We start from the raw sequence: 25,182 nt of genomic DNA on the forward strand, positions 1-25,182 counted from the left end.
CGACAGCGGTACCCATGGAGCGACGACGGCGGATGCGGTACCTCGCGTGGGTCGTGCTGCTGCTGGGTGCGGTCCTGGGCGCGCAGTGGGCGGTCGCGAGCCAGGGCGTCTCGGCCGCGTCGTCCGACGGCGCGTACGAGGGCCACACCCTCATCAGCGCCCAGAGCTACGGGCTCGACGGGAAGCTGCTCGAGGTCGACGGGGACGGCGAGGTCGTCTGGGAGTTCGACCCGCCGAACTCCCGGGTGTTCGACGCCGAGCAGCTGGCGAACGGCAACGTCCTCGTGGCGGTCACGACCAAGCACTCGCCCGCCGAGTGTCCGGCCGACCAGCTGCGGGTCGACCCCGACCAGTGCATCGAGTCGCGGGTCCTCGAGCTCGACGCCGAGACCAGGGAGGTCGTCTGGAAGTACACGTGGTACGACGAGTACATCACCCACCACGAGGTCCACGACGTCGACCGGCTCGAGAACGGGAACACCGCCATCGTCGACATGGGCAACGACCGGGCGTTCGTCGTCAACGAGTCCGGAGAGATCACGTGGGAGTGGCAGGCCGAGAACCACCTCGGCCGGGGGACCGAGTTCCGCGAGACGTACGGCGGACCGCCGGACCCCGGCGGCGAGGCCGACTGGACCCACATGAACGACATCGACAAACTGGACAACGGCAACTTCCAGCTCTCGGTCCGGAATTTCGACGTCGTCGTGGAGGTCGACCCCGAGACCAAGGACATCGTGAACGTCGTGGGCGAGCCGGGCAACACCTCGGTCCTCAACCACCAGCACAACCCCTACGAGCTGCGGAACGGGACGGTGTTGGTCGCCGACAGCGAGAACGACCGGGTGGTCGAGCTCAACGCCTCGACCGACGAGGTCGTCTGGCAGTACGGCGGCCGGGGGCTGCTCCACTGGCCGCGGGACGCCGACCGGCTGCCCAACGGCAACACCCTCATCGTGGACACGTTCAACAACCGGGTCGTCGAGGTCAACGAGCGGGGCGAGGTGGTCTGGCGCTACTCGGGCGTCCGGATGCCCTACACCACCGACCGGCTCTCGGTGCCCGAGGAGGACCACGAGACGGTGCCCGGCACCGAGCTTCGGAGCCGGTACGTCGGCACCGGCACCCTCCGGAGCGCGCTCAAGCAGGCCGAGGCGTACGCCGCGTTCGTGTTCCCGGCGTGGGTGAAGCTGCCGGAGCTCCTGACGCTGGCCGGGATGGCGCTCGGCGCGCTGTGGCTGCTGGCGGAGGGCGGAGTCGCGGTCCTGTTCGGCGAGTAGGGCCAGACCAGTCGACTCGCGAGAAATCAGTTCAGACGGGCTGGATCCGGAGCACGCGGTCGTCCTGGGGCGCGGGCGTCCCCCTGCCGTCCCGGTTGCTGGTCGTGACGTAGAGGTGGTCGTCGGGGCCGGTGAAGACGGTCCGGAGCCGGCCGTACTTCCCGTCGAGCAGTCGCTGCTGCTCGACCACCTCGTTGTCGTCGTCGATCCGGACCCGGTGGAGGTGCGTGCCGGCGAGCGTCCCGAAGAAGAAGTCCCCCTGCCAGGCCCGGATGGGGCCGTGGTAGAACGCCGCGCTCCCGGGCGCGATGGTGGGCGTGTACGCCGCGACGGGGTCGGTGAACCGGTCCCCGTCGGACGGGCCGGTCACCGCCGGCCAGCCGTAGTTGTTCCCGGCCCGGAGGACGTTGATCTCGTCGCCGGTGTCGGGGCCGTGCTCGGTGCTGAACAGCGTCCCGTCGCGCCACGCGAGCCCCTGCGGGTTCCGGTGGCCGTAGGTGAACACGGCGTCGCCGAAGGGATTGTCCGGGTGGGGCTCACCCTCGGGGGTCAGCCGGAGGACCTTCCCGGCCGGCGACGAGCGGTCCTGGGCCAGCGACCCCTGGCTCGCGTCGCCGGTCGTCACGTAGAGCGCCCGGTCGGACGCCGAGGAGCCGGCCGGCCCGAAGGCGATGCGGCCGCCGTCGTGGATGGGTGAGGCGGGAATCCCGTCGACGAGGACCGACTCCCGGGCGAAGTCCTCGGAGACGCGGTGGCGCACCACGCGGTTGGCGAGCCCGTCCTCGCCCTCGTAGGTCTGGTAGGTGTACGCGAGGTCGGGGTCCGCGGGGTGGAGGGCCAGCCCGAGCAGGCCGCCCTCGCCGCGGGCCGCCACGACGTCGGTGAGGTCGGCCACCTCCTCCTTGCGGCCGTTCTTCGCGGCGACCCGCTGGACCCGGCCCGGCCGCTCGGTGAGGTAGAGGTCCCCGTCGGGCGCGAACGCCGCACCCCACGGCACCTCCAGCTCCATCGTCACCGTCTCGGTGCGGAACCGGGTCCGGTCGGTGGTCGTGGTCGGCAGGTCGCCGGCGGTCCGCAGGCAGCCGGCCGCGCCGACCGCGCCGACAGCCGCCGTCACCGACCGGAGGTACGCGCGCCGCTCCATGAGTCGAGCAACGGGACCGCGGGAGAAAAGTAGCGTGGTTCCGCGGTGCGGTCGCTGTGGGGGGAAGCCGAAATCGCGCCGTGCGGACGGGGACCGCACGGCGAGAAAGGACGACACGGGGAGGCGAGCCGTCCGAAAGGGGACCAGACGGACGGCGCACGCAACGATTATTCTGGAGTGGAACGGGCGACTACGCGGGGCTGACGCGCCAGGTCGTCGCGGACGTGTACGACCACTTCTCGATCTCGAGGTCGGCGGCCGAGTCCTTGAGCTTCACCATCAGCGCGCCGATCTCCTTGGCCGAGAGGTCGACCTCGTCCGCGATGAACTTGCTCTTGAAGTACATCTCGCCGTCGTCGGCTTTGCTCCGCAGGAACTGCTTGAGCCGCTGTTCCTTGGACTGCGGTTCGGGAGCGTCGGAGGGCTGCGTTGTTGCGCTCATCGTCGTTTCCCCGTAGACCTCGGGGGATGATATAAAGGGGAGACGGTTAGGGTCGTTTTCCGCGGATTTGAGTAACGGAGGCGACACGAGCCGCGAAAATCGGCTAAAATAGACTTTTTACGACGTTTTCTGAGACCTTTTTATCGTTCAAAGCCACTTCTAAGGCTTTGTTTCCGGTTCCGCAAATCGGTCCTGAAACGTCGTGCGAACGACTGACATTCGGGCGCGTCTGGGCCGAAAGCTAGCCCGTCGCCGGGGCGGTCGGCGGCGGAACCGGATCAGTTTCGCGGCTCGACCGGTGGGTCGCGGCGACCCACCGGTCGATGCGCGTGGCATGGCCTATGGCCAAAGGGAGGGTAGTAGAGAGCGCTCACAGACGCCCGAATCCGATCATCTCGCAGGGCTACGCCTCACTGGCGCTCGTGGACCCAGAACTGCTCGCCGGTGGTGACCTCCTTCTTGAAGATGGGGACCTCGTCCTTGAGGCGGTTGATGCCGTCCTCGACGGTCCGGAAGGCCTCCTCGCGGTGGCCCGCGAGCACCACGACGAACACGATGTCCTCGCCGTACTCGATGACGCCGGTCCGGTGGTGCATCGCCACCTCGTGGACGCCGTCTCGCTCCTCGAGTTCGGACTCGATGGCGGACAGTCGGTCCTCGGCGACGCCCTCGTACTTCTCGAACTCGAGAAACTCGGTCGGGTCGTCCTCGGGGTCCTCCTTCGCGCGCACCCGGCCGGTGAAGGTGGCGATGGCCCCGGCGTAGGGCGCGTCGTCGGACCGCTTGACCCGAGCGACCAGCGATTCGAGCGTCTCGTAGGGCTCGGTGTCGTCGAGCAGGCGACGGATCTCGGCCGGGTCGGCATCGGCGGGCGACTCGACGGCGACCAGCGTTTCACCGGAACTGTCCCCCTCGGCGTCCGCGTCGTCAGAACCGGCCACCGCCTCGTCGTCGGCGTCGACGGCATCGTCGCCGACGACGACCCGCGGGACGTCGGCCTCGGGGAAGCCCACGAGGAGGGCGTAGTCGTGGTCGGGCGCGAGGTCGTCGAGCAGGTCCGACAGCGACCGGTTGCGCCCGGTCGCCGACCAGCCTTCCTGCGTGAATTCGAACTGCGCGGCCGCGGGGCCGCCGTGCTGTTCGAAGTCGGCGTCGGTCCGGTGAACCTCGGCGACCCGGCCGTCCTCGCCGAAGCGCTTCGCCAGCCGGTCGGCGACCGCCCGCGCCGCCGCGTCGGGGCCGACGACGCTCAGTACGTGCATGGTGGAACGATGGACCGGAGCGCGTTTGTAGGCTTCGGTGGGGCCGGGAGCGGGGCCGTCCGGGGAGCCGAGCGACCGACGCGTTTCCCCCGGGACGCCGGGTCGCTGCGGCCGGGACCCGCTCCCGACGGTTGGCAATCCTTAAGGCCGCGTCGGGGCTACTCGGCGACAGAATGAAAGTAGTCGTCTCCATCGGCGGGAGCGTCCTCGCGCCGGACCTCGGTTCCGAGCGCGTCCGCGACCACGCCGACGTGATCGAGGACCTCGCCGCGGAAGGCTGCACCATCGGCACCGTCGTCGGGGGCGGCGGCGTCGCCCGCGAGTACATCGGCGCGGCCCGGGAGCTCGGCGCCAACGAGATCGAACTCGACGACATCGGCATCGACGTGACCCGGCTCAACGCCCGGCTGCTCATCGCGGCGCTGTCCGAGCAGGCCGCCCCGAGCCCGCCGAAAGACTACGAGTCGGCCGGCGCCGCGATGCACCGCGGCGACATCGCGGTCATGGGCGGGGTGACGCCCGGCCAGACCACCGACGCCGTGAGCGCCGCGCTCGCGGAGTACGTCAACGCCGACCTGCTGGTGTACGCCACCAGCGTCCCCGGCGTGTTCAGCGACGACCCCAACGAGACCGACGACGCTCGGAAGTACGACGAGCTCACCGCCGGCGAGCTTGTCGACGTCATCGCGGGGCTGGAGATGAACGCCGGGAGTTCGGCGCCGGTGGACCTGCTGGCGGCGAAGCTCATCCAGCGGTCGGGCGTGCGCACCATCGTCCTCGACGGCACCGAGCCCGAGCGCATCGCCGACGCGGTCCGGTACGGCGACCACGACGGCACCGACATCGTCCCCGAGGGCGCGGACGAGCAGATGACCTACTGGGTCGGCGACGAGCGATGAGCGACGACCCCGAAACCGACGATTCGGACGCGGAGGCGACCGACGCCGACCGCGAGATGCACCCCGACGACGACCCGTACGTCCTCCAGGGGCCACAGCCCCGCGCGTTCTGGGCCGAGTCGGTCGCCGAGAAGATCCTGGCCCGCGACCCCGACGACCCCATCGTCATCAAGGGCGGTATCTCGCCGTCGGGCGTCCCGCACCTCGGCAACATGAACGAGATCGTCCGGGGCTACTTCGTCGCGGAGGCGCTTCGCGACCGCGGCCGGGAGGTCCGGCAGGTGTTCACCGCCGACGACCGCGACCCCCTGCGGAAGCTCCCCCGGAAGCTCGCGGACCTCGACGGGAACATCGTCGAGTTGGGCGACGTGAACGCCGGCGCGCTCGGGCGCAACCTCGGCAAGCCCTACACCGCGATTCCGGACCCGTTCGGCTGCTGCGACTCGTACGGCGAGCACTTCTCGAACCTCATCGAGCGCAGCGCCGAACTGCTGGGTATCCCGGTCGAGATGGTCTCGAACACCGAGCTCTACGAGTCCGGCGAGTTCGAGGACGCGACCCGGTACGTGCTCGAACACCGCGAGAAGGCCCGCGAGGTGCTCGGCCACTACCAGGACAAGGTCGACGAGGAGTACGTCCCCTTCAACCCCGTCTGCGAGGAGTGCGGTAAGCTGACCGAGACCGTGACGGCGATTCACCTCGGCGACGAGCCCGCGGACGCCACGGTCGAGTACGTCTGCACCGACATGGAGGCCGGCGACCGGACCATCGAGGGCTGCGGCCACGAGGGCACCGCCACCCTCCGGGAGGGCAAGCTCCCGTGGCGCTTCGAGTGGCCCGCCCAGTGGCGGGTGCTCGGCGTCGACCACGAGCCCTTCGGCAAGGACCACGCCGAGGGCTCGTGGCCCAGCGGGAGCGACGTCGCCCGGAACGTGTTCGAGATCGAGCCGCCGGTGCCGATGGCCTACGAGTGGTTCACCCTCGACGGCGAGGCGTTCTCGTCGTCGTCGGGCCACGTCATCATGGTCCAGGACGTCCTGGAGATGATCGAGCCCGAGGTCCTCCGGTACTTCTTCACCAAGGACCCGAGCAAGGCCCGGGACTTCAGCGTCGAGCACCTCGACCACCTCGTCGACGAGTTCGACGCCTTCGAGCGCGACTATTACGGGGAGCGCGAGACCGACGGCGAGAGCGACGCCGACCGGTCCGACGCCGACGAGAAGGCCGAGGCGGTCGCGGCGGCGGCGTACCCGCCGACCATCCGGCCGACGGTGGCCGCCCGGTTCGACGAGGACGGCGACCCCGTCCCGGCCCCCGACCGCGCGAGCGTCCCGATAACCGGCGACGTCCGGCGCGCGCAGGCCGACGACCTCGTCGACGGGCCGTTCCACGAGCGCGTCCGCCTCCCGTACACCTTCGCGGCCGTCCTCGGGATGACCGACGACCCCGACCTCCGCGAGGAGATCGCCCGCCGCGAGGGTCACGTTCCCGACGGCGCCCCCGACTGGGTCACGGCGTTCGCGCTCTCGCGCGTTTCGCGCGCCCGCGAGTGGGCCCGCCGGACCGAGAACGAGTTCGACTACGAGCTCAAGCGGGCCGAGATGCCCGACGTGGACCTCGACCCCGGGACCGAGGCGGCGCTCGACGAGCTCGCCGACTTCGTGGCCGAGCACGACGACCCCGAGGTCGTCCAGGGCGAAATCTACGAGACGGCCAAGCGCCACGACATCGACATCGGGGAGTTCTTCGCGGTCGGCTACCGGCTGTTCTTCGACGACGACGAGGGGCCGAAGCTCGGCCCGTTCCTCGCGAAGCTCGACCGGGAGTTCGTGCTGGCGCGGCTCCGGCGCGAGGGATGAGCTGTCGCCCTCCGTCGGACGGTCGACGCCAGCCGGCCGCCCTCCCCGGCGTAGGCCCTCGATATCTCGAATCAGGCCCAGCATAACAAAGTGGGCGGCCGTGCTTACTCCGAACGGAGAGTCGGGCGACAACGTTACGTCCGCTCCGACCCAAGAGATTACTATGGCGATAATCGAACTCAACCTCGAGAAACCCGCGCTGAAGCGAGTCGAATCGGTCGAGGAGAAGCAGGTCGAAGACGAGCAGATCGAGACCGACGTCGAGGCCGAGGAGGCGGCCGAGTTGGTCGAGTCGACCACCGAGACAGAGGACACCGCCGAGTCGTCCGGCAAGGGCAAGAGCCGCATCCGCAAGTACGGCCGCCGGCTGGCCGTCGTCGGCGGGACCGCGGCCGGCGCGGCCGCCGTCCGGAAGCTCCGCCAGCGCCGCAAGTCGAAGGGCCAGCAGCAGGAGCTCGAAGAGGACTGGCAGACCGCCGAGTGACGGCGGACTGTCGGCCTCCGGCAGACCACCGGCGGACTGCAGCGTAACGACAAACTGGCGAGCGACGGACCGTCGCCCGAGCGCCCGCGGCTCGCCGACCGGAACCCCGACGGGGGCAGGTCCCGCGAGTCGCCGCACGTTCGGGCGGTTCCCAAACGCCTTTGACCGGCGCGTCCCTTCTTTCGCCCAATGAACACGCTCGTGTGGGTCCTCCTCGGCATCGCGATCTACTGGCTGGGGGTGCTCGTCCTCGACTCCCAGGGGCTCCTGCCGTCGTACGTCGGCACCCAGGGCCCGATCCTGACGGTTCACACACAGCGCGGCAAGCAGTTCCTGAACTGGCTCTCCGGCCCCAAGCGGTTCTGGCGGGCGTGGGGCAACTTCGGCCTCGGGGTCGCCCTCGTCGTGATGGCCGGCTCGTTCCTCCTCCTGCTGGTGCAGGCGGTCGCGGTCGTCCAGAATCCGCCCGAGGCCACCGCGGCGACCCAGCCCCGGAACGTGCTGGTCATCCCGGGCGTCAACCAGTTCCTCCCGCTGTCGGTCGCGCCCGAGATCCTGCTGGGCCTGCTCGTCGGCCTGGTCGTCCACGAGGGCGGCCACGGCCTGATGTGCCGGGTCGAGGACATCGAGATCCAGTCGATGGGCATCGCGGCCCTCGCCGTCCTCCCCATCGGCGCGTTCGTCGAACCCGACGAGGAGAGCCGGGCGAAGGCCGACCGCGGCAGCCAGAGCCGGATGTTCGCCGCGGGGGTCACCAACAACTTCGCCGTGACGCTCGTCACCTTCCTGCTGCTGTTCGGACCGGTCGTCGGCTCCATCGCGGTCGCGCCCGGCGCGGCGGTCGGCGGCGTCCTGCCGGGGTCGGCGGCCGGCGACGCCGGACTGTCGGCCGGCGACCGCATCGTCGCCGTCGACGGTAACGCGGTCGAGAGCAACGAGGACCTCGACGCGACGCTGTCGACCATCGAGGACCGGTCGGTCGAGGTCACGCTGGCCGGCGGCGACACCCTCACCATCGACCGGTCGCTGCTGGTCACGGCCATCTACCCCGACTCGCCGTTCGCCGCGGGCGACGGCGGGGACCGCGCCTCGCTCGGGAAGGGCGAGACCATCACCGCGGTCAACGGGACGCCGGTCGGCACCGAGGCGGAGTTCCACCGCGCGGTCGGCGACCGCGTCCTGGTGACCGTCGAGACCGAGAGCGGCGAGACGGTCACCGGCCCGATCGGCGCGCTGGCCACGGTCCGGCCCGACAGGCCGGCGGCCGCGGCCGGCATGCCGACAGAGGGGACCGTGGTCGTCACGTCGGTCGGCGACGAGCGCGTCCGCAACGCCTCGGAGTTCAGCGCGGCGCTCGACGGGTACGCGCCCGGCGACACCGTCACCATCGAGGCATGGGTCAACGGCAGCGTCGAGCCCTACGACGTGACCCTCGGCGGCGAGGACGGCGACGCCATGCTGGGCGTCTACGTCATGCAGGGGACCACCGGCATCTCGGTCAACGGCTTCGGGGTCCAGCTCTACCCCGCCGGCCAGTTCCTCGACCTGCTCGGCGGCGAGTTCGGCCGGTTCGTCGGCGGCGTGGGCGGCCCGATCGTCTCGTTCCTCTCGGGGGCGCTCGGCGTCCTGATGCTGCCGTTCGCCAGCGTCTCGCTCGGCGCGACGTACAACTTCGCCGGGTTCGTCGAGTGGAACGCCGGCTTCTACACCGCCGCGGGCGGTCCCTTCTCGTTCCTCGGCGAGTGGGGGCTGTTCCTGCTGGCGAACGCGCTGTTCTGGACCGGCTGGGTCAACCTCAACCTCGGGTTCTTCAACTGCATCCCGGCGTTCCCGCTCGACGGCGGCCACATCCTCCGGACGAGCACGGAGGCGGTCATCTCGCGGCTGCCGACCAGCCAGGGCCGCGAGCTCACGACGATGGTGACGACCACCATCGGGCTGGTGATGCTGGTGAGCCTGCTGGTGATGGTGTTCGGCCCGCAGCTGCTGTCGGGGTAGCGCGCCGCCGATGCGGTTTTACAGCGCTAATTCAGGCGTTGGACGAGACTGCGGTGCGGTCGTGATTGGTCAGGCGATAGACAGCGACGTCGGACCGTATCCACCAACGGTGAGCAACCCAGAGGAGGGATTCAGCGAACGTTCCGGCCCAGCAAGGCGACGACTCCGAGGAACCCGCCGAGGAACGTGAAAGCGGGTACGGCAGTCCTTGGATTCGTCCAGTCGTAGGCACTCGTGTATTCGAAGTCGTAGTAAGTGTCGTTGCGTTGGACGCGGTCGGGGAACTCGAAGGGGTCGTCCGAGACGTACGCCGCGGACTCTCCCGCTTTTTCGAAAATCTGCCGCTGACGCGGAGTGAGACGTTCAAAATCCCTTGCGCGTTCATCCTGCACGATTGATACCGTCGTGTCGGTGTGTCTGAGTCGATAATCCTGGTCGGCAACGGCGAAAAATCCTCCCCCGCCGAGGACCATAATGCTCGTACAAACGAGGAGCGCGACGAACCCAGATGATGAAATATTCACAGGCACCCGTTAGGAGGTTTCGATGATAACTGTACGGAGTTCAGTTGTCTCGGCCTCCTGGGTCTTGTATCGAACTCGCGCCCTCTATTCATGACTCGGACTCTGACAGCGACTGGTCAAATCGGCACGGTTCGTGCGGGATACGGAGCGTGAGTCTTGCAAGATCATAGAGGATTCCCCGAGTGAACCTGTCAGTGGATGAGACGTGCAGTAATGGCTCCGTCTACCGTGCCTTCGTGTCCTCGGACTCGGATTCGAAGAGCCAGTATACTCCGATTGCCAGAACGGCTTCGAGGGGACCGATAAAGATGGCGACGAGTGACGACAGGAAAAGCACGAGCATCCCCAGATAGTCTGTTATCGTGGTTTCATCGTCCGTCATCGTTACCCGTGAATGTCACGTGAGTAATCTTTAGTTCTTCGGTGAAAGAGTCCCAAATGACCAATTCGCACCACGAATCGAGGGGCGTTCCACCGAGTCCCGCAGTAAAACCGAAGCGTCGGCCGAACGCCGACGTTACTCGCTCCCGTCGTCCTCGAGTCCCATCCGCTCGGCGAACTCCTCGGGGGTGTCGGGGATGCGCTCGAAGTCGCCGAAGTCCCGCTCGTAGTGGCGGATGAGCTGCTCGATGATCCAGGCGTTGAACTCCTCGTCGAACCGCCACTCGCCGGGGCGGCTTCCGACCTCGAAGCGGTCGTCGGTGGCGAACGCCGCGAACACGTGGTAGAAGCCCAGGATGACGTCCGCGAAGTCCTTGGCGTTGCCGCCGGTCTCCTCGCGCTTGTTCTGGAGTTCCTCGCGGCCCGAGTCGGTCAGCTCGAAGTACTTGCGGTCGGGCTCGTCCTCGCGCTCGATGCGCTCGGCCCAGCCCTCCTCCTCGAACTTGTAGAGGATGGGGTAGACCGACCCGTAGGAGGGCTCCCAGTGCCCGCCGCTGATGGACCGTATTTCCTTGAGAATCTCGTACCCGTAGCGAGGCTTCTCGTCGAGCAGTTCGAGCACGAGATACGCGATGAGGCCTTTCGGCGGGCCGCTTTTCCGCATTAGCCGAAAATTCAGACCGTGATTTTGAAAGGCTTTCGGTCGGGGAAACGAACGGAGACGCTCCGCGAGACGCGAGAGCAGTCCGGACGAGGGCCGATAGCTCCGGGTCGCGGGTGCGACTCAAAAACCTATTGTCGCCTCGGTCCCCACTTCCCGATATGACGAGAGAGCCTCCGGCGACGAACGAGGGATGGTACGCGCTGCACGACTTCCGGACGGTCGACTGGGACGCGTGGCGGGCCGCGCCCGAGCGCGAGCGCGAGGCCGCCCTCGAGGAGGGCGTCTCGTTCCTGCGCGAGCGCGTCGACGTGACAGACGCCGAGGACGGCTCCACGGCCGTGTTCTCGATGCTGGGCCACAAGGCCGACCTGCTGGTCCTCCACTTCCGGCCGACGGTGGCCGCCCTCGACACCGCCGAGCGGGCGTTCGAGGGCACCGCGTTCGCCGAGTACACCGAGCGGTCGGCCTCGTACGTCTCGGTCACGGAGGTCGGCGGCTACACCTCCGAGGAGATGACCAAGGAGCCCGAGGAGATCGAGGACACGGGCCTGGCGCGCTACGCCGAGAGCAAGCTCTACCCCGAGATCCCCGACAGCGAGTTCGCCTGCTTCTACCCGATGGACAAGCGCCGCGCCCCCGGCCAGAACTGGTACGACCTCCCGTTCGACGAGCGGGCCGAGATGATGGACACCCACGGCGAGATCGGCAAGACCTACGCCGGGCAGGTCAAGCAGATCATCACGGGCTCCATCGGGATGGACGACTTCGAGTGGGGCGTCGACCTGTTCGGCAACGACCCGACCGCCATCAAGGACCTGCTGTACGAGCTCCGGTTCGACGAGAGCAGCTCGAAGTACGCCGACTTCGGCTCGTTCTACTTCGGCCGGCAGTTCCCGCCCGAGGACCTGCCGGCGTTCATGGCGGGCGAGGCCGTGCCCGCCGACGAGGCGGCTGACGACGAGACAGATTCAGGTCACCCTCACGGCGAGGCCGAGAGCCACCACGGTCACGGCTCGGGCGAGGGCGGACACGCCCACGGTAAAGGCGAGCAGCACGGAGAGAGCGGCCAGCACGGCCCGGACGGCACCGCGGACGACGGCGACGAGTCCGATGGCATCCGCGGCGAACTCGAGGACCTCGACATCTACGCGGGCCAGCCCCACGGCGAGGACGTGTACGCGATGGTGCTCTACTCGGAGGCCGACCCCGAGGCGCTGTTCGAGGAGGTCGACGGCCTCCGGAGCAACTTCGAGCACTACGACACCCACGTGAAGACGGCGGTCTACGAGAACCCGCACGGCGGCCGGTCGGCGGTCGTGAGCGTCTGGGAGACCCAGAGCGCGGCCGACACCGCAGGCGGGTTCCTCGCGGACCTGCCGGGCATCGTCGCTCGCGCGGGCGAACGCAGCGGGTTCGGCACGATGGGGATGTTCTACACCGTCAAGCCCGAGCACCGCGAGGACTTCGTCGAGAAGTTCGAGACGGTCGGCGACGTGCTCGCGGAGACCGAGGGCCACCTCGAGACCGACCTGCTGGCGAACCGCGAGGACGAGAACGACATGTTCATCGCCAGCCAGTGGGAGTCGAAGGAGGACGCCATGGGCTTCTTCCGGAGCGACGCCTTCTCGGACACCGTCGACTGGGGCCGCGACGTGCTGGCCGACCGGCCGCGCCACGTCTTCCTGGCCTGAAGTCGGGTCGCAGCGCTTCCTGCCGGGCCGTAGCGGGGTCCCGGCGGTTCCCACCACAACCAAAACCCCCATCAAGACGGGCTGACAACTATCGATAACTGACCACAGAGGACCCAGTATGACCAAACGACACGTGACCCTCCCCGACGAGATGGACGAGTCGCTGGAGGCGTTCCTCGCGGAGGTAGACGAGCGGCTCTCGAACGCGGGGCCCGACGAGCCCGAGCGGACCTGCGAGGTGGTCGAGGAGGTGCTGGTCGACCTCCACGGCGACCGGGACGCCTACGAGCGGTGGCAGAGCGGCGAGCGGGTCTCGCCCGCCGAGACGGTGCGCCTGCAGAGCTACGACCCGTGCAACGCCACCCTCGAGAGCGAGTACTACGCCGAGAAGGACGAGGAGAAGTTCCGGCGGTCGAAGCACCTCCAGTGGCTCTGGCGGCAGTTCGACGCCACGCCGATGGCCGACAACGTCGAGTTCGCGCTCCGGTTCCGCCGGATGCTCGCCGACCACCTGTTCGCCGACTGCGGCGAGGGCTGCCGGTTCTTCAAGGGCATCTCGTTCACCTACGGTCACAACATCTCGGTGGGGGACAACGTGGTGGTCCACGACGACGTCCACCTCGACGACCGCGGCGAACTGGTCGTCGGCGACCGGGTGTCCATCTCGGACTCGGCGCACGTCTACAGCCACGACCACGACGTGGTCGACCAGACCGAGGTGTCGAACTACCGGACCGTCATCGAGGACGACGCCCGCGTCACCTACGACTCGATGGTCCGAGCGGGCGTCCGCGTGGGCGAGAACGCCATCGTCGGCGCGAAGTCGGTGGTCCAGAGCGACGTGCCCGCCCACCACATCGCGGTGGGCCAGCCCGCCCGGAGCGTGAAGATAAAACCCGGATGGGAGGACGTCGCACAACCGGTCGACGCCGACGTCGAGACCGACAAGGAGGCACGGCGCATCGAGTACGACCTGCCCGAGGACCTCGACGACTTCGACGAGTTCCAGCGGGACCTGACCCCGCCGGGCGAGGAGTAAGGTCGGTCCGGTCGGCCGTCTCGGTCGCGCCGAGAACTCCACTCTCGTTCACGCCGGGAAGCGCACGATCGTTCGTGGACGATACGCGCCCGAAATCCCTCGCAAGTAGCCGGGTCCGACACCTTTGTAACGCCGAACCGCCACCGTCCGAGACGTGTCACTCGTCTCCGCGCTCGGGTCGGCGATACTGCCGGTGCTGTCGGTGTCGGCGGTCGGCTTCCTGCTCGGGAAGCTCCGGGAGATCGACGTCGACGCGCTCGGGACGATCACCATCTACGTCCTCACGCCGGCGCTCATCTTCCACAGCCTCGCCACGTCCGAGATATCGGGCGAGGTAGCCGCGAAGCTGCTGGCGGGCGTCGCGGTGTTCACGGTGGCGATGGTCGTCCTGGCCGAGGCGGTGGGTCGGCTGCTCGGCGAGACCGAGCCCGCGCTGAGCGCGCTGGTCCTCACCTCGGCGTTCCCCAACGCGGGCAACTACGGTATCCCGCTGTCGGCGTTCGCGTTCGGCGCGGTCGGGGAGTCGACCGCGGTGCTGTTCATCGCGGGCCAGTCGGTCCTGATGTACACCGTCGGCGTCTACCTGGCCTCCCGCGGCGGCGAGACCGACCTCCGGTCGTCGTTCGCCGAGGTGTTCCGGCTGCCGCTGGTGTACGCCGTGGTCGCGGCGTGGGTCGCGCGCTGGCTCGGGGTCGTCCCGGCCGCCGGTACCCCGGCGATGGAGACGCTCCGGCTGGTCGGCGACGCGTCGATCCCCGTCATGCTGCTGATGCTGGGCATCCAGCTCGCCAACACCCAGCACGGCGCGGCGCTCTCGAGGGTCGGCGTCTCGAACGGGCTGAAGCTGGTCGTCGCGCCGCTGGTCGGCGTCGGGGTGGCGCTGGCGCTCGGGCTCGGCGCGAACCCGGCGGTGGCGCGGGTGTTCGTGCTGGAGTGCGGGATGCCCGCCGCGGTCACGCCGCTCATCCTCTCCATCGAGTACCGGTCGGGCGAGGAGGTCGGGGGCCTCACCGGCCCGGAGTACGTCAGCACGGCCATCTTCGCGAGCACCCTCGGGAGCGTGGTCACGCTGACCGGTCTCATCGCGCTCTTGCAGGCCGGAATGGTCATCTGAGGCCGGCGGGCCAGCAGTGTCAGGAGTCGCGCTCGTCGGCGATGGCGCCGGCGTGGCGCGCCACCAGGTCGCCGAACACGTCCGCCTCGCGGCGCTCCTGGACCTCGCGCGGCGAGTCGTCGCGCAGTCGCCCCTTGACGGCGCGGAGGGTCTCGGGGTCGTTGGCGGCGAGTTCGTCGGCGACCGCCCGCGGGTCGTCGGTCACCCGCGAGACGAGTCCCATCCGGAGCGCGGCCTCGGCGTCGACGGTCCGCCCCGAGAGCGCGAGGTCCAGCGCCTCCCCCTCGCCGACGACGCGGGGGAGTCGGACCGTCCCGCCCCAGGCGCCGAACAGTCCGAGCGTCACGCCGGGCTCCGCGAAGGTGGCGTCGGGCGTGGCGACCCGGACGTCCGCCGCGAGCGCCAGCTCGACGCCGCCGCCCCGAGCCGGGCCGTCGACGCCCGTGACGACGATGCTGTCCGCGTTCTCGACGGCGTTCGCGACGCGCTGGCCCTGTTCGGCGAAGGCCTCGGCGCCCTCGCGGTCGAGCCCCGCCACCACGTCGAGGTCGGCCCCGGCGCAGAACGCCGGGCCGGCGCCCCGGAGGTAGACGACCGACTGCTCGGCGCCGGTCACGGCTGCTTCGAGCGCGTCGAGGCCGTCGGGCGTGAGCGCGTTGCGTCGGTCGGGCCGGTCGAGCGTCACGACCCGGACGCACTCCTCGTCCTCGGTTCGGATCACGGTCGCATCACGTTCGCCCCTCGGAGTCGGTTTCCAAAGGTCTTTGGCGATTCCGTCGTAAGGGTCGGCCAATGGAAGCGGCCGTCCGGGCACGAGAGGCAGGACGACAGGCGGTGCGAGACGTCGCGCCCGACCCACTCCGCGAACGCATCCGCGCCCTCCTCGAGGAGTCCGCGATGGTGCCGGGCGTGCTGGCGCTGACGTCCGCGACCGCCGTCGAGGACGACGCGACCGGCGGCGCGACGACCGGTACGCCCGACAGCGACGATGTCGGCGGCGGGACCGCCGGCGCCGGCCGCGGCCCGGTCGGCGTCGAGGAGCGGGCCGCCGGCGTCCAGCTCATCTACGAGGGGCTCCGACTCACCCGGGCTCTGGCCGACGACCCGCCGTGGGAGCGCGACCCGCCCCACACCGACAGCAACATCGACATCCTCGCGGCGGACGTGATGGTCGCCCGCGGGTTCTCGCTGCTCGCCCGGACTGAAGCCGCCGACAAGGCGGTCGAGACCGTCCAGTCGTTCGGCCGCGACGAGACCGACGGCCAGCAGGGCCGTCCGGCCGCCCCGCACGCGCTTGAGACCGACGTGTTCGAGCTCGCGGTGGTCGCGGGCACGACCGCGTTCGGCGCCGACCCCTCGGAGGCGCTGCGTTCGTACGCCGCGGACCTGGCGGCCTCGGTCGACGGCGACCACCCCGAACCGCCCGAGCCGGTGGCCGAGGCGGTCGAACAGGCGGTGGCCGACGTGCCGAACCCCCGGCAGCTCGGGCCGGCCGAGGACCCCCGGTCGTCGGCGACCGACCCGTGACCCGGCTCCGCGTGGTGGGCCCTACCGCGGCACGACCCGGCCTCCCTGGCGCGAATCGAAACGCCTAAAGAGGTTTCCGGGCATACCATGAAACGCGTCCCAGCGACGTACTGCGCCTGGGTAGCTTAGCGGTAAAGCGCGTCCTTGGTAAGGACGAGAGCCCGGGTTCAAATCCCGGCCTAGGCTTCTCTCGCTGCACCTACAGTCCCGTAAGAGATCGTCATCCGCGCCGATACCGGGACCCGAAGAGAATCCAGTTTTCACCTCGCGGAGTCGGCGTGCTCTCCACTTCCGGGAGACAGCCACCAATCGTTGATGAGGTCGGCGACCGAACGGGGTACTGTCCAACGATGTTCGACGACATCCTCGTCCCCACCGACGGCAGCCCCTGTGCAGAAGTGGCCGCCGAGTACGCCGAGGACCTGGCGACGCGGTACGATGCGACCGTTCACGCACTCTGCGTCGTCGATTCTCGCGCGCTCGAGAACGCACCGGAGTACGACCGGCTCAAAGCGGAGCGGACCGAGATCGCGGAACGGACATGCGCGAACCTCTCCGTAACGGGGATCGAGACCGAACAGGCCGTCCGCACCGACGTCCCCCATACCGCGATTCTACGGTACGCAGCGGACAACGGGATCGACCTCGTCGTAATGGGGACTCACGGGCGGACCGGCGTCGAGCGATACCTGCTCGGGAGTGTCACCGAGAAGGTCGTTCGGCGCTCGGACGTGCCGGTGTTGACAGTCAAAGCGGACGATGACGCCGGCGCCACGTACCCCTACACCGACATCCTGGTGCCGACCGACGGAAGCGAGGGGGCTGCGGCCGCTGTCGGCCCCGCCGTCGATATTGCCGGCACTTACGATGCCCGCGTACACGCGCTCTCCGTCGTCGATACGATGGCGACGGGAGTCGACGTTGGCTCCGACGCGATCCTCGATGCGCTCGAAGAAGCGGCGCGAGCAGCGGTGAGTAGCGTCGAAGAGCGCGCTACAGCGGCCTCCGCCTCCGCGGTCGAAACGAGCGTCGAGTACGGCACTCCGTATCGAGAGATCCGGTCCTACGTGGACGCACACGAGATCGACCTCGTCGTGATGGGAACCCGGGGACGCAGCGGGATCGAGCGGTATCTCCTCGGTAGCGTCGCCGAAAAGACGGTGCGTACGTCGCCAGTCCCCGTGATGACCGTCCGGCAGTCCGACTCGTAGCGCAGGATCGGGTGACCGCGGCCACGACGCGGCGGAAGCTACCCGTTCAGGTCGAAGTTTCGCGCTCGCCGTCGAGATACAGCGAGTCGAGGATGAACTCGTCGATGGCCCGCCGGGCCTCCTCGGGGGCGTCGTCGTGGCCGAGCGAGATCTTCCGGGACCGCGCGACGTGGATGACGTCGGTGACGAGCTGGCCCATCCGCTCGGCGTCGACGTCGCGGAAGACGCCCCGCTCGATGCCGTCCTCCACGACCTCGACGATGCTCCCGCGGATCTTCTCGTAGTGGTCGTTGAACATCTCGCGGTGGCGCTCGTCGCGCTGGGCCTGGGCGAACAGCTCGTGGTACACCTTCATCCGGTCCCAGTGGGTGAACTTCTCGAACTCCGGGCCGAACAGGCACTGGTCGATGCGGGCGTCGAGCTCCGTCGCCGGGTCGGCGTCCGCGTCGAGCTCGACGCTCCCCTCGTACTGGTCGATGATGTACTCGAGGAACGACGACATCAGGTCGTACTTCCCGTCGAAGTGGTAGTGGATGACCTGGCGAGTCAGCTCCATCTCCTCGCCGATGTCGCGCATCCGGAGGTCCTTGTACCCGTGCTTGCTCAGCGCGCGGAACGTCGCCTCCATGATGACCTCGCGCGTCTCGCGCTGGGAGACCTCGTCGTCGGACTTGCTCATACGCCTACTCCGGCTGAACGCCATATATAATGATTGCCGTGCCGGTTCCGTCGGTCAGTCGCCGACGCCGGATGTCCCGTCAAGAACGGAACCGTCGTGTCGCTCGACACGAAGTCGGAAGGGCGACCTGACCGCCGAAGCCAGCCAACTCCCCCGAAATACCGTGTAGCCCGGTCACGGCCGGTGTGGGGCGGCCTCACTGCGTCGGCTCGGGGTCGAATATCTCGGGCTTCTCCTGGCCGTCGGCCTGCACGATGGCCATGCAGCCCTTGCGGGCGACCCGGGTGAGCGAGTGGTCGACCAGCTTGAACGGTCCGGGCACCGGGAAGCCCATCGTCGCGATGGTAGTGCTGCCCGGCGCGACCTGCTTGGTCTGGATGTGGGTCTGGGGGCGGGTCGTCAGCGACCCCTCGGGCCAGAGCTGCTCGAAGACGTTGCCGATGGGGTGGAAGCTGCTGGTGAGGTTGGGCCCGCCGGTGACGAAGAACACCCGGGCGGTCTCGCCGGTCTCGACCTTGGCCGGGCCGTACTTGTTCGGCGTGGCGGCGTACTTCTCGCCGTTCATCACGACGTAGGTCGGCTCCTCGCGCTTCATCGACTCGACGTCGAAGTTGTGCTGGCCCTTCTCGCCCGGGCGCTTGTCGGTGTAGAGCTCGTGCTGGCCGAAGTAAAATTCGTGGTCCACTTCGGGGAGCCCGTCCTCGGGCTCGACGAGGATGATGCCGAACATGCCTGCCGAGATGTGCATGTCCATGTTCGGGACCGCGCAGTGGTAGATGTACGCGCCGGGGTAGGTCGCCTGGAACCGGAGGTGGGCCGTCTCGCCGGGCGCGGTCATCGTGGCCTCGGCGCCGCCGCCCGGCCCCGCGGCCGCGTGGAAGTCGACGTTGTGGGGCATGTCGTTCTCGGCCGGGTTCTCGAAGGTGAGGTCGACGGTGTCGCCCTTCCGGACCCGGATCATCGGGCCGGGAACCTGGCCGTTGTACGTCATGTAGTTGAACGTGACCCCGTCCTCGATCTCGGCGGTGACCTCCTCGGGCCGCAGCGTGAACTCGACCGTCTTCGGCTCGCTGCGGTCAATCGGGTCCGGGACGTCCGCCGGGTCGGCGGCGACGCGGTCGACGATCTGCTGTTTCTGCTGGTTCATGGCTTTCTGGGTCTGGGTCCGGGTGGCCTGGGGGGCCGATTCGGTCGCGCATCCGGCGAGCGTGGCAGCGCCGCCGAGGCCGATACCTTGGAGCACCGTTCGTCGGTTGGTTCGAGGCATTGGGAGTCACCTTACAGTTACAGATAGTGCCCTACCCACCTTCAATCGGGAATACGATTCTCAGGCCGCAGGAAGGCTATCGAACGTGTTCGCGGCGTTCTCAGGGTCCGGGAATCGGCCGTCGTTCGGACCGACGCCCGATCGGAAGTTCCCGGGGCTCGGCCGGAGATTAGCACCGAGCAACCGCGCTAAACGATGGCGAAACCACCCTCTCGACGGATCTGGAAAGGTCAGTCCGACGAGGGGAGCCGCGGACGTCCGGCTCGCGGCGCCCGTCCGACCGTCTTGGGAGTCGCGTATCAGCGCCTCCGGCACTCCGAAATCGGATTCCTAGCGCGTGCCCGATGTCGAGCATATCGTAGACAAGGGCGCCTGACAGGCCAACGAGCCCACCGACGAGGAGTCCCCGTCCTTCCCCGTCACGACCGAACGACGACCGTATCACCGAGTCTGTCGCCCAACCGCTTGCGTCGGTCCGAGGTCGACACCAGGACGATGCCGACGAGGTAGAAGAACGGCAGGAAGTCGACGAGGCGCGAGACGTTACGCACCAGTGACGACCGTAGCGTCAGCGGGGAGCCGTCGCCATCAGTCGCCCGGATGCTCACGAGGTGCTTGCCGATGGTTCTCCCGAAGCGCCACTCCAGGAGCGTGTGGTAGCCGAGGGCGAGCCCGAGCCAGAGTAGCAACGCCACCGTCGCGGGGGTACCCGTCAGGTCGGCGTTCGTCGTTCCGCCGGTGGTCTGAACGTCACCGGTAACTGCCGCGATCGGAAAGATCGCGACGAAGAGGAGCGCGAACCAGACCGCCGAGTCGATCGCCATCGCTACGCCGCGGATACCGACTCCGCACTCCGTCGGAGGGTCAGCGTCGTTCATACAGTCCGGTGAATCGACCCCGGAAATATAAGTCTTCTAATTCTTCTCGGCTGTCCTTTCGGCCATTCGGGTCCACCCCTGACCGCACTCCACGCTCGGACCTTCTCGCTCGGCATTCCACGCTCGGGGAGAATCACAGTACTGATCGAACTTCGGTTCGTGTCGAAGACGTTCAGTCGCTCCCACTGCGTTCGTTCTGCGGCGGCGCGAGGGGGAACTGGCGTCGTTACTGGTCCGACAGCCAGTCCAGTGCCTCCTCCTGGGTCCCGAACACGCGGTACTCGAATCCCGGGTCGATCGAGCTCAGCATCTCCTCGACGCGCTGCATCTCCATGTCCGCGATGGTGGAGTCGGCGTACACGCCGGCGCCGGCCCGGACGCCCCGGTCGATGAGGCCCGGAACCCACGTGTCGGCGAGCCACTTCTTGTCCGCGTCGTCGTGGGCGGCGATCTCCTCGGTGTTCACGAGGTACTGCTTGGCGCCCTCCTCCTCGATGACCTCGGCCCATCGGTTGGCGATCTCCCGGAGGTTCTCGCCCGAGGCGAACTCGTCGTAGACGAAGATCGGGATGCCGTGCTCGGTGTCCTTCTCGATCGTGTACTCGCTCGTCTGCTCCATCACTTCTGTCGACATGTACCGTAACTCCAGATGGCCGGTTGATAACTGTTCGGTCGCGGTTATCATCGATGATACCACGATTCACCGACTACAGTCGCGAAACATCAACAAAAATCGGATGGAACTGTCGGAAACTGAATCCTCGTTGTGGCCGGTCGACGGAGCCGTCTCGGTCGGCCCGCGAAACGCGACAGTGGACGCGAGCCGACGGCCCGACCGGGGTTCAGTCGTCGTCGGATTCGACGACCGAGCCGGCCGCGACCGGGGAGTCCGTCGGGTCGTCGACGGACGCGGTCTCGCCGCGGTTCAGCACCTTCTTCGTCGCGTCGTACCCGAAGATGACGGTGCCGAGGATGACCAGGGTGTCGCCGGGCATCCTGAGCCAGAACAGCAGCTGGACCAGGTCGCCCTCGTAGAACGCCAGGCTCCGGGCGGCGTCGTAGCTCTGCGTGAACGCGACCTCGAGCTGGAGGAACCCGACCGGCAGCAGGCTGATGCCGACCATCAGCGCGAGGCCGAGGTTCCACGCCCAGAACGCCCGCCGGAGGTTGGTGTCGTCCCACCGGCGCTCTGGCACCGCGATGCGGAGCATGTAGGTCACCATGCCCAGCGCGAGGAAGCCGAACGCGCCGAACATCGCGGCGTGGGCGTGGGCCACCGTGAGGTAGGTGCCGTGCTCGAAGTAGTTGATGAACGGTAGATTGATGAAGAACCCGAGGACGCCCGCGCCGACGAAGTTCCAGACGCCGCTGGCGATGATGAACATGAACGGCAGGGTGTAGGGGAACGACTCCCCGCTGCCGGACATCGCGCGGTACTGGCCGAGCGCCTCGTAGAGGATGAACACGAGGGGGATGAGCTCGAGCGTCGAGAACGCGCTCCCGATGGGCACCCAGAAGTCGGGCTGGCCGACCCACCAGTAGTGGTGCGAGACGCCGATGACGCCGGTCCCCATCACGAGCAGGGCCTGGACCATCACGGCCTTCTCGGCCGAGCGCTTCGAGAGGAGGTTCATGCTGACCAGCGTGACGCCGACCAGCGCGACGATGAAGAACTCGAAGGCGCCCTCGACCCACATGTGGACGACCCACCAGCGCCAGAACTCCGTGACGACGATGTTGGTCTGCGGGGTGTAGAGGAAGCCCGCGCAGAACAGCAGGGCGATTGAGCCGCCCGCGTACAGGATCATGTGCGCGAGACCCCACTTTGGCTCGCGGTCGAGCAGCGGCTTGAGTCCCCGCGCGACCAGCGCGGCCCACGCGAGGAAGCCGACGAGGATGCCGACCTGCCAGAGCCGACCGACTTCGAGGTACTCCAGGCCCTCGTTGCCGACGATCCACCAGAGCGCGTCGCCGAAGTACCCCTTCGCGCCGAGCCAGATGCCGGCCATGGCGCCGACCACGACCACGACGAGGACGCCGAGCAGGCGGTTTATCCACTTGCCCTGCTTGCGGGGTTCGTGGCCGGTCAACAGCGGCGGGAGGAACAGGCCCGCCCCGAGCCACAGCGTCGCGATCCAGAGGATGCCGAGGTCGATGTGCCACGTCTTGGCGATGGCGAACGGCAGCAGCTGGAGGATGTCGAAGCCCAGCATCTCGCCGAGACCGAAGAAGGCGTCGCGCTCGATGTAGAAGTGCGCGAGCAGGCCGCCGAGCAGGACCTGCGCGAGGAAGAGTCCGGCGCCGACGACGGCGAACCGGAGCGCCGCGGCCTGTCCGGGGAACAGGTCCACCTCGTCGGGCCGGGGCACCGTGACGCCCTCCGTCTCGGGTTCGGGGAGTTCGATGGACTTGTAGAGCCAGACGCCGAACCCGGCCCCAGCGACGAGCAGGATCATGGCGACGACGCTCCAGGTCATCGACGCGCCGGTCGCGTCGTTACCGGCCGCCGGGTTGTACGGCCACTCGTTGGTGTAACTGTGGTCCGACCCCGGTCGGTCGGTGTGGGAGACCCACGCCGTCCAGAGCGCGAAGTCGGCGAACCGCTCGGCCTCCTCCTCGCTGTCGATCATGTTCGCGGGGACGCCGCGCTCGTGGCTCCCCTCGTGGTAGCGCTCGACGTACACCTGCGTCACCTGCTCGTGGGCGTACGCCTCCGCGGCGGAGTACTCGATGTCGGACGCGGGGTCGCCGTCGGTCAGGTCCGACTTCACCGCCACGTCCACGGTGGCCCGCTCGCCGGCCGAGAGGCCGTCGTACGAGTCGGCGCCGTACTGTTCGCCGGCGTAGAACTGGCGCATGAACTGCACCTTCAGGTCGAGCGCGTCGGCGGTGTAGTCCTCGCCGTAGTACGCGCCGTTCCCGAGTATCGACCCGTGGTTCATCATGCCGTCCGACTGGAACACCGTCTTGCCGTCTCGGACTTGCTCGGCGGTCACGATAACCCGGCCGTCGGGCCCCTCGACCTGCTTGGGGATGGGCGGGGCCTCCTGGTAGGAGTACCACGCGCCGACGCCCATCACGGCCAGATTGAGGACGAAGACGACCGCGAGTATCTTGCCGAGCGTGCTACGTTTGACTCTCATACAGGTCGGGGTTGACCGTCGTGGGGCTTTTATTGGGAGACCGGTTCCTGCTCGCCGGGAAGGCGCCCGAACACGTTCGGACAGCAGGGGACACCGATACCGGATTGCGATTCCCCGTTATGAAGCAACGTACCACGGCCATGGAGACGGAATCAGTTGAGGTCGTCGGCCAACTGGGCGTCCGTCGAAAAAAGAGGGGAGTACGTGCGATACTAACGGACGGCACAATCCCGGTCTCGAGGCGTCTGCGCGCGATTCGAGAGCCATCTGGCGTTCGGCCCTACCGGGACGTCCGGGTCGGTGCGGCGAGTCAGTCCTCGTCGGCCCGCGGCGCGAGCACGAGCAGCGCGGTGCTGTCGGCCTCGGCCCTCGGAGACACCTCCTGCCGGCCGTCGAACCGCAGGAGGTCGCCGGGTTCGAGCACGTTCGACTCGCCGTCGACGCGGACGTCGAGGCGACCCGAGACGAGGTGGACCACGATCTGGCGCTCGGGGTGGCGGTGGGCCGGCACCGACTCGCCCGCGTCGAGCGAGAGCCGGACCGTCTTGGGTTCCGACCCCGGGAACGCAACCTCGCGGGGGCGCTCGGTCAGGTCGTCGAGTGCGACAGTGTCGGTCATGGCAGTGACGGTCTCCGAGTGCTACTGCTTGGGGAATCGGGCGACGAACTTCTCGCTGCCCTCGCGCTCGACCTCGTACGCGTCGGCGTCGAACGACTCGACCTCGGCCTGCATCTCGTAGAACAGCGGCTTGGGCTCGTGGTCGTTGACGATTTCGAGCACCTCGCCGCTGTCTAGGTTCTCGAACTCCTCGTGTATCTTGGGGTGTCGCTCCGGCGGCGGAATCTCGCGGACGTCTAATCGGGACATGCGGATGGAGATTCGCGGACGCGACGCTTCGGGGTTGCCCCGAACGTGTTCGGGATCGGGGGGCTCACCCGTCCCCGCGAGGCTCGAACTCCCCCTTCTTCAGGCCCTCCCGCACTGGACCGTGCTCGGCGTCGGTCGGCGGCGGCGCGGTCACCAGCGTCGCCTCCAGACGCCGGTCGCCGGCCTTCACGCCGCGGTCCTCGCCGGCGGGCACGACCACCACGTCGCCCGGCCCGACCGCGTGCTCGTCGTCGCCGTCCCGGACGACGCCCCGTCCCTCCCGGACAGTGATCGCCACGTCGCTGTCCGGGGCGTGGACCGGGATGAACTGGCCGGGCTCGAAGTAGCCCAAGACTACCTTCATCCGGTCGCTCCGGAAGACGGATTGCGCGGAGAACCGCTCGTCGTCGTACGCGCGCTCGGCGTCGAAGTCGGTCGCGACCATGTCGGAACCGAGGGGCGAGGCGGTCGTGGTGGCTTCGGCGAACGTGTTCGGCGGGCCGGGCGAGCGCCGGGAGCGGGACCGGAGCGGGCGGGTCCGGGACGTCCCCACCGCCACGCTTAGTGGCGTCGGTCACGTCAGGAGAACGAGAATGGGCCGAACGCAAGCGCGTCGCTGGGAGTACAAGACGCTCAGGCCGCCGCGGGGCGAGACCAGGAAGGAGGCCGAGGACCCGGAGGCGGAACTGAACGACTACGGCGCCGACGGCTGGGAGCTGGTCGCGTCCGTCGACTACACCGGCGGCGGGACCAAGTACCTCGTGTTCAAGCGCCCCGCCGAGCCGGCCGGCGAGAACGACGGTGACTCCCCGTGAGCGAGAACGCCGA

General features: G+C 68.4%; 26 protein-coding genes and 1 tRNA gene. 12 read left to right on the plus strand and 15 right to left on the minus strand.

Features of this window, described 5'->3' with window-relative positions:
* Nucleotides 1-14 precede the first annotated feature (14 nt).
* Nucleotides 15-1,280: an aryl-sulfate sulfotransferase gene (locus DVR07_RS13850; protein ID WP_115797864.1), complete on the plus strand. Its 1,266-nt coding sequence runs from the start codon at nt 15-17 to the stop codon at nt 1,278-1,280.
* A 31-nt stretch (nt 1,281-1,311) separates the two neighbouring features.
* On the opposite strand, the gene DVR07_RS13855 is transcribed toward DVR07_RS13850, so the two are convergent.
* The 3 genes from DVR07_RS13855 to DVR07_RS13865 form a co-directional block, all read right to left on the minus strand.
* Entirely contained in the window at nt 1,312-2,424 is a 1,113-nt protein-coding gene (locus DVR07_RS13855; RefSeq protein WP_115797865.1) for a PQQ-dependent sugar dehydrogenase, read from the minus strand.
* A 190-nt stretch (nt 2,425-2,614) separates the two neighbouring features.
* The gene (locus DVR07_RS13860) at nt 2,615-2,866 is read right to left on the minus strand and encodes a DUF7123 family protein (protein ID WP_115797866.1); all 252 of its coding nucleotides are present in this window, start codon (nt 2,864-2,866) and stop codon (nt 2,615-2,617) included.
* Between the two features lie 410 nt (nt 2,867-3,276).
* On the minus strand, nt 3,277-4,128 hold the full coding sequence (locus tag DVR07_RS13865) for a molybdopterin synthase (protein ID WP_115797867.1): 852 nt from the start codon (nt 4,126-4,128) through the stop codon (nt 3,277-3,279).
* Nucleotides 4,129-4,301: 173 nt separating this feature from the next.
* On the opposite strand from DVR07_RS13865, the gene pyrH reads away from it, so the two are divergent.
* The 4 genes from pyrH (at nt 4,302) to DVR07_RS13885 (ending at nt 9,368) form a co-directional block, all read left to right on the plus strand.
* A complete protein-coding gene (pyrH, locus tag DVR07_RS13870; protein ID WP_115797868.1) occupies nt 4,302-5,027 on the plus strand; it encodes a UMP kinase in 726 nt (241 codons plus the stop codon).
* Nucleotides 5,024-6,886 carry a lysine--tRNA ligase gene (lysS, locus tag DVR07_RS13875; protein WP_115797869.1) on the plus strand — a complete coding sequence of 621 codons (1,863 nt, stop codon included), beginning with the start codon at nt 5,024-5,026 and terminating at the stop codon, nt 6,884-6,886. Before pyrH ends, lysS begins: the two co-directional genes overlap by 4 nt.
* A gap of 163 nt (nt 6,887-7,049) precedes the next feature.
* Nucleotides 7,050-7,370, plus strand: coding sequence for a hypothetical protein (locus DVR07_RS13880; protein ID WP_115797870.1), 321 nt, complete (start codon nt 7,050-7,052; stop codon nt 7,368-7,370).
* 189 nt (nt 7,371-7,559) lie between these two features.
* On the plus strand, nt 7,560-9,368 hold the full coding sequence (locus DVR07_RS13885; protein WP_115797871.1) for a site-2 protease family protein: 1,809 nt from the start codon (nt 7,560-7,562) through the stop codon (nt 9,366-9,368).
* A 131-nt stretch (nt 9,369-9,499) separates the two neighbouring features.
* On the opposite strand, the gene DVR07_RS13890 is transcribed toward DVR07_RS13885, so the two are convergent.
* From DVR07_RS13890 to DVR07_RS13895, 3 genes are all read right to left on the minus strand, one after another.
* On the minus strand, nt 9,500-9,892 hold the full coding sequence (locus tag DVR07_RS13890; protein WP_162829572.1) for a hypothetical protein: 393 nt from the start codon (nt 9,890-9,892) through the stop codon (nt 9,500-9,502).
* Between the two features lie 223 nt (nt 9,893-10,115).
* A complete protein-coding gene (locus DVR07_RS21705; RefSeq protein ID WP_162829488.1) occupies nt 10,116-10,274 on the minus strand; it encodes a hypothetical protein in 159 nt (52 codons plus the stop codon).
* Nucleotides 10,275-10,409: 135 nt separating this feature from the next.
* Complete coding sequence (locus tag DVR07_RS13895; RefSeq protein ID WP_115797873.1) at nt 10,410-10,937, minus strand: PadR family transcriptional regulator; 528 nt, start codon at nt 10,935-10,937, stop codon at nt 10,410-10,412.
* A 158-nt stretch (nt 10,938-11,095) separates the two neighbouring features.
* Here DVR07_RS13895 and DVR07_RS13900 point away from each other — a divergent pair, with 158 nt between their 5' ends.
* From DVR07_RS13900 to DVR07_RS13910, 3 genes are all read left to right on the plus strand, one after another.
* Nucleotides 11,096-12,628 (plus strand): heme-binding protein, encoded by a 1,533-nt coding sequence (locus DVR07_RS13900; protein ID WP_115797874.1) that lies wholly within the window; start codon nt 11,096-11,098, stop codon nt 12,626-12,628.
* A gap of 118 nt (nt 12,629-12,746) precedes the next feature.
* Nucleotides 12,747-13,667, plus strand: a complete 921-nt coding sequence (locus tag DVR07_RS13905) for an acyltransferase (protein WP_115797875.1) — start codon at nt 12,747-12,749, stop codon at nt 13,665-13,667.
* Nucleotides 13,668-13,821: 154 nt separating this feature from the next.
* Nucleotides 13,822-14,781 (plus strand): AEC family transporter, encoded by a 960-nt coding sequence (locus DVR07_RS13910; RefSeq protein ID WP_115797876.1) that lies wholly within the window; start codon nt 13,822-13,824, stop codon nt 14,779-14,781.
* A 19-nt stretch (nt 14,782-14,800) separates the two neighbouring features.
* On the opposite strand, the gene DVR07_RS13915 is transcribed toward DVR07_RS13910, so the two are convergent.
* Nucleotides 14,801-15,502, minus strand: a complete 702-nt coding sequence (locus tag DVR07_RS13915) for an enoyl-CoA hydratase/isomerase family protein (protein ID WP_115797877.1) — start codon at nt 15,500-15,502, stop codon at nt 14,801-14,803.
* 71 nt (nt 15,503-15,573) lie between these two features.
* On the opposite strand from DVR07_RS13915, the gene DVR07_RS13920 reads away from it, so the two are divergent.
* From DVR07_RS13920 to DVR07_RS13930, 3 genes are all read left to right on the plus strand, one after another.
* Complete coding sequence (locus DVR07_RS13920) at nt 15,574-16,308, plus strand: DUF7114 family protein (RefSeq protein WP_193570145.1); 735 nt, start codon at nt 15,574-15,576, stop codon at nt 16,306-16,308.
* Between the two features lie 114 nt (nt 16,309-16,422).
* A tRNA-Thr gene (locus DVR07_RS13925) sits at nt 16,423-16,494 on the plus strand.
* Nucleotides 16,495-16,658: 164 nt separating this feature from the next.
* Nucleotides 16,659-17,519 (plus strand): universal stress protein, encoded by an 861-nt coding sequence (locus DVR07_RS13930; protein ID WP_115797878.1) that lies wholly within the window; start codon nt 16,659-16,661, stop codon nt 17,517-17,519.
* Nucleotides 17,520-17,565: 46 nt separating this feature from the next.
* Here DVR07_RS13930 and DVR07_RS13935 read toward each other — a convergent pair whose 3' ends face one another.
* The 8 genes from DVR07_RS13935 to DVR07_RS13970 all read right to left on the minus strand — a co-directional run bounded on the left by DVR07_RS13935 (nt 17,566) and on the right by DVR07_RS13970 (nt 24,799).
* Nucleotides 17,566-18,198, minus strand: a complete 633-nt coding sequence (locus DVR07_RS13935; protein WP_115797879.1) for a TetR/AcrR family transcriptional regulator — start codon at nt 18,196-18,198, stop codon at nt 17,566-17,568.
* 196 nt (nt 18,199-18,394) lie between these two features.
* On the minus strand, nt 18,395-19,465 hold the full coding sequence (gene nirK / locus DVR07_RS13940) for a copper-containing nitrite reductase (protein ID WP_115797880.1): 1,071 nt from the start codon (nt 19,463-19,465) through the stop codon (nt 18,395-18,397).
* 419 nt (nt 19,466-19,884) lie between these two features.
* Nucleotides 19,885-20,343: an RDD family protein gene (locus DVR07_RS13945; RefSeq protein WP_115797881.1), complete on the minus strand. Its 459-nt coding sequence runs from the start codon at nt 20,341-20,343 to the stop codon at nt 19,885-19,887.
* Nucleotides 20,344-20,569: 226 nt separating this feature from the next.
* Nucleotides 20,570-20,977: a hypothetical protein gene (locus DVR07_RS13950; protein WP_193570146.1), complete on the minus strand. Its 408-nt coding sequence runs from the start codon at nt 20,975-20,977 to the stop codon at nt 20,570-20,572.
* Nucleotides 20,978-21,185: 208 nt separating this feature from the next.
* On the minus strand, nt 21,186-23,486 hold the full coding sequence (locus tag DVR07_RS13955; RefSeq protein ID WP_115797882.1) for a nitric-oxide reductase large subunit: 2,301 nt from the start codon (nt 23,484-23,486) through the stop codon (nt 21,186-21,188).
* 310 nt (nt 23,487-23,796) lie between these two features.
* Entirely contained in the window at nt 23,797-24,105 is a 309-nt protein-coding gene (locus DVR07_RS13960) for a cupin domain-containing protein (protein WP_115797883.1), read from the minus strand.
* Between the two features lie 21 nt (nt 24,106-24,126).
* Nucleotides 24,127-24,354 carry a DUF2249 domain-containing protein gene (locus DVR07_RS13965; protein ID WP_115797884.1) on the minus strand — a complete coding sequence of 76 codons (228 nt, stop codon included), beginning with the start codon at nt 24,352-24,354 and terminating at the stop codon, nt 24,127-24,129.
* Nucleotides 24,355-24,418: 64 nt separating this feature from the next.
* Entirely contained in the window at nt 24,419-24,799 is a 381-nt protein-coding gene (locus DVR07_RS13970) for a cupin domain-containing protein (RefSeq protein WP_115798344.1), read from the minus strand.
* Nucleotides 24,800-24,947: 148 nt separating this feature from the next.
* Here DVR07_RS13970 and DVR07_RS13975 point away from each other — a divergent pair, with 148 nt between their 5' ends.
* Nucleotides 24,948-25,169: a DUF4177 domain-containing protein gene (locus DVR07_RS13975; RefSeq protein WP_115797885.1), complete on the plus strand. Its 222-nt coding sequence runs from the start codon at nt 24,948-24,950 to the stop codon at nt 25,167-25,169.
* Nucleotides 25,170-25,182 lie beyond the last annotated feature (13 nt).

Source organism: Halorussus rarus, from assembly GCF_003369835.1.
Taxonomy (GTDB): Archaea; Halobacteriota; Halobacteria; order Halobacteriales; family Haladaptataceae; genus Halorussus; species Halorussus rarus.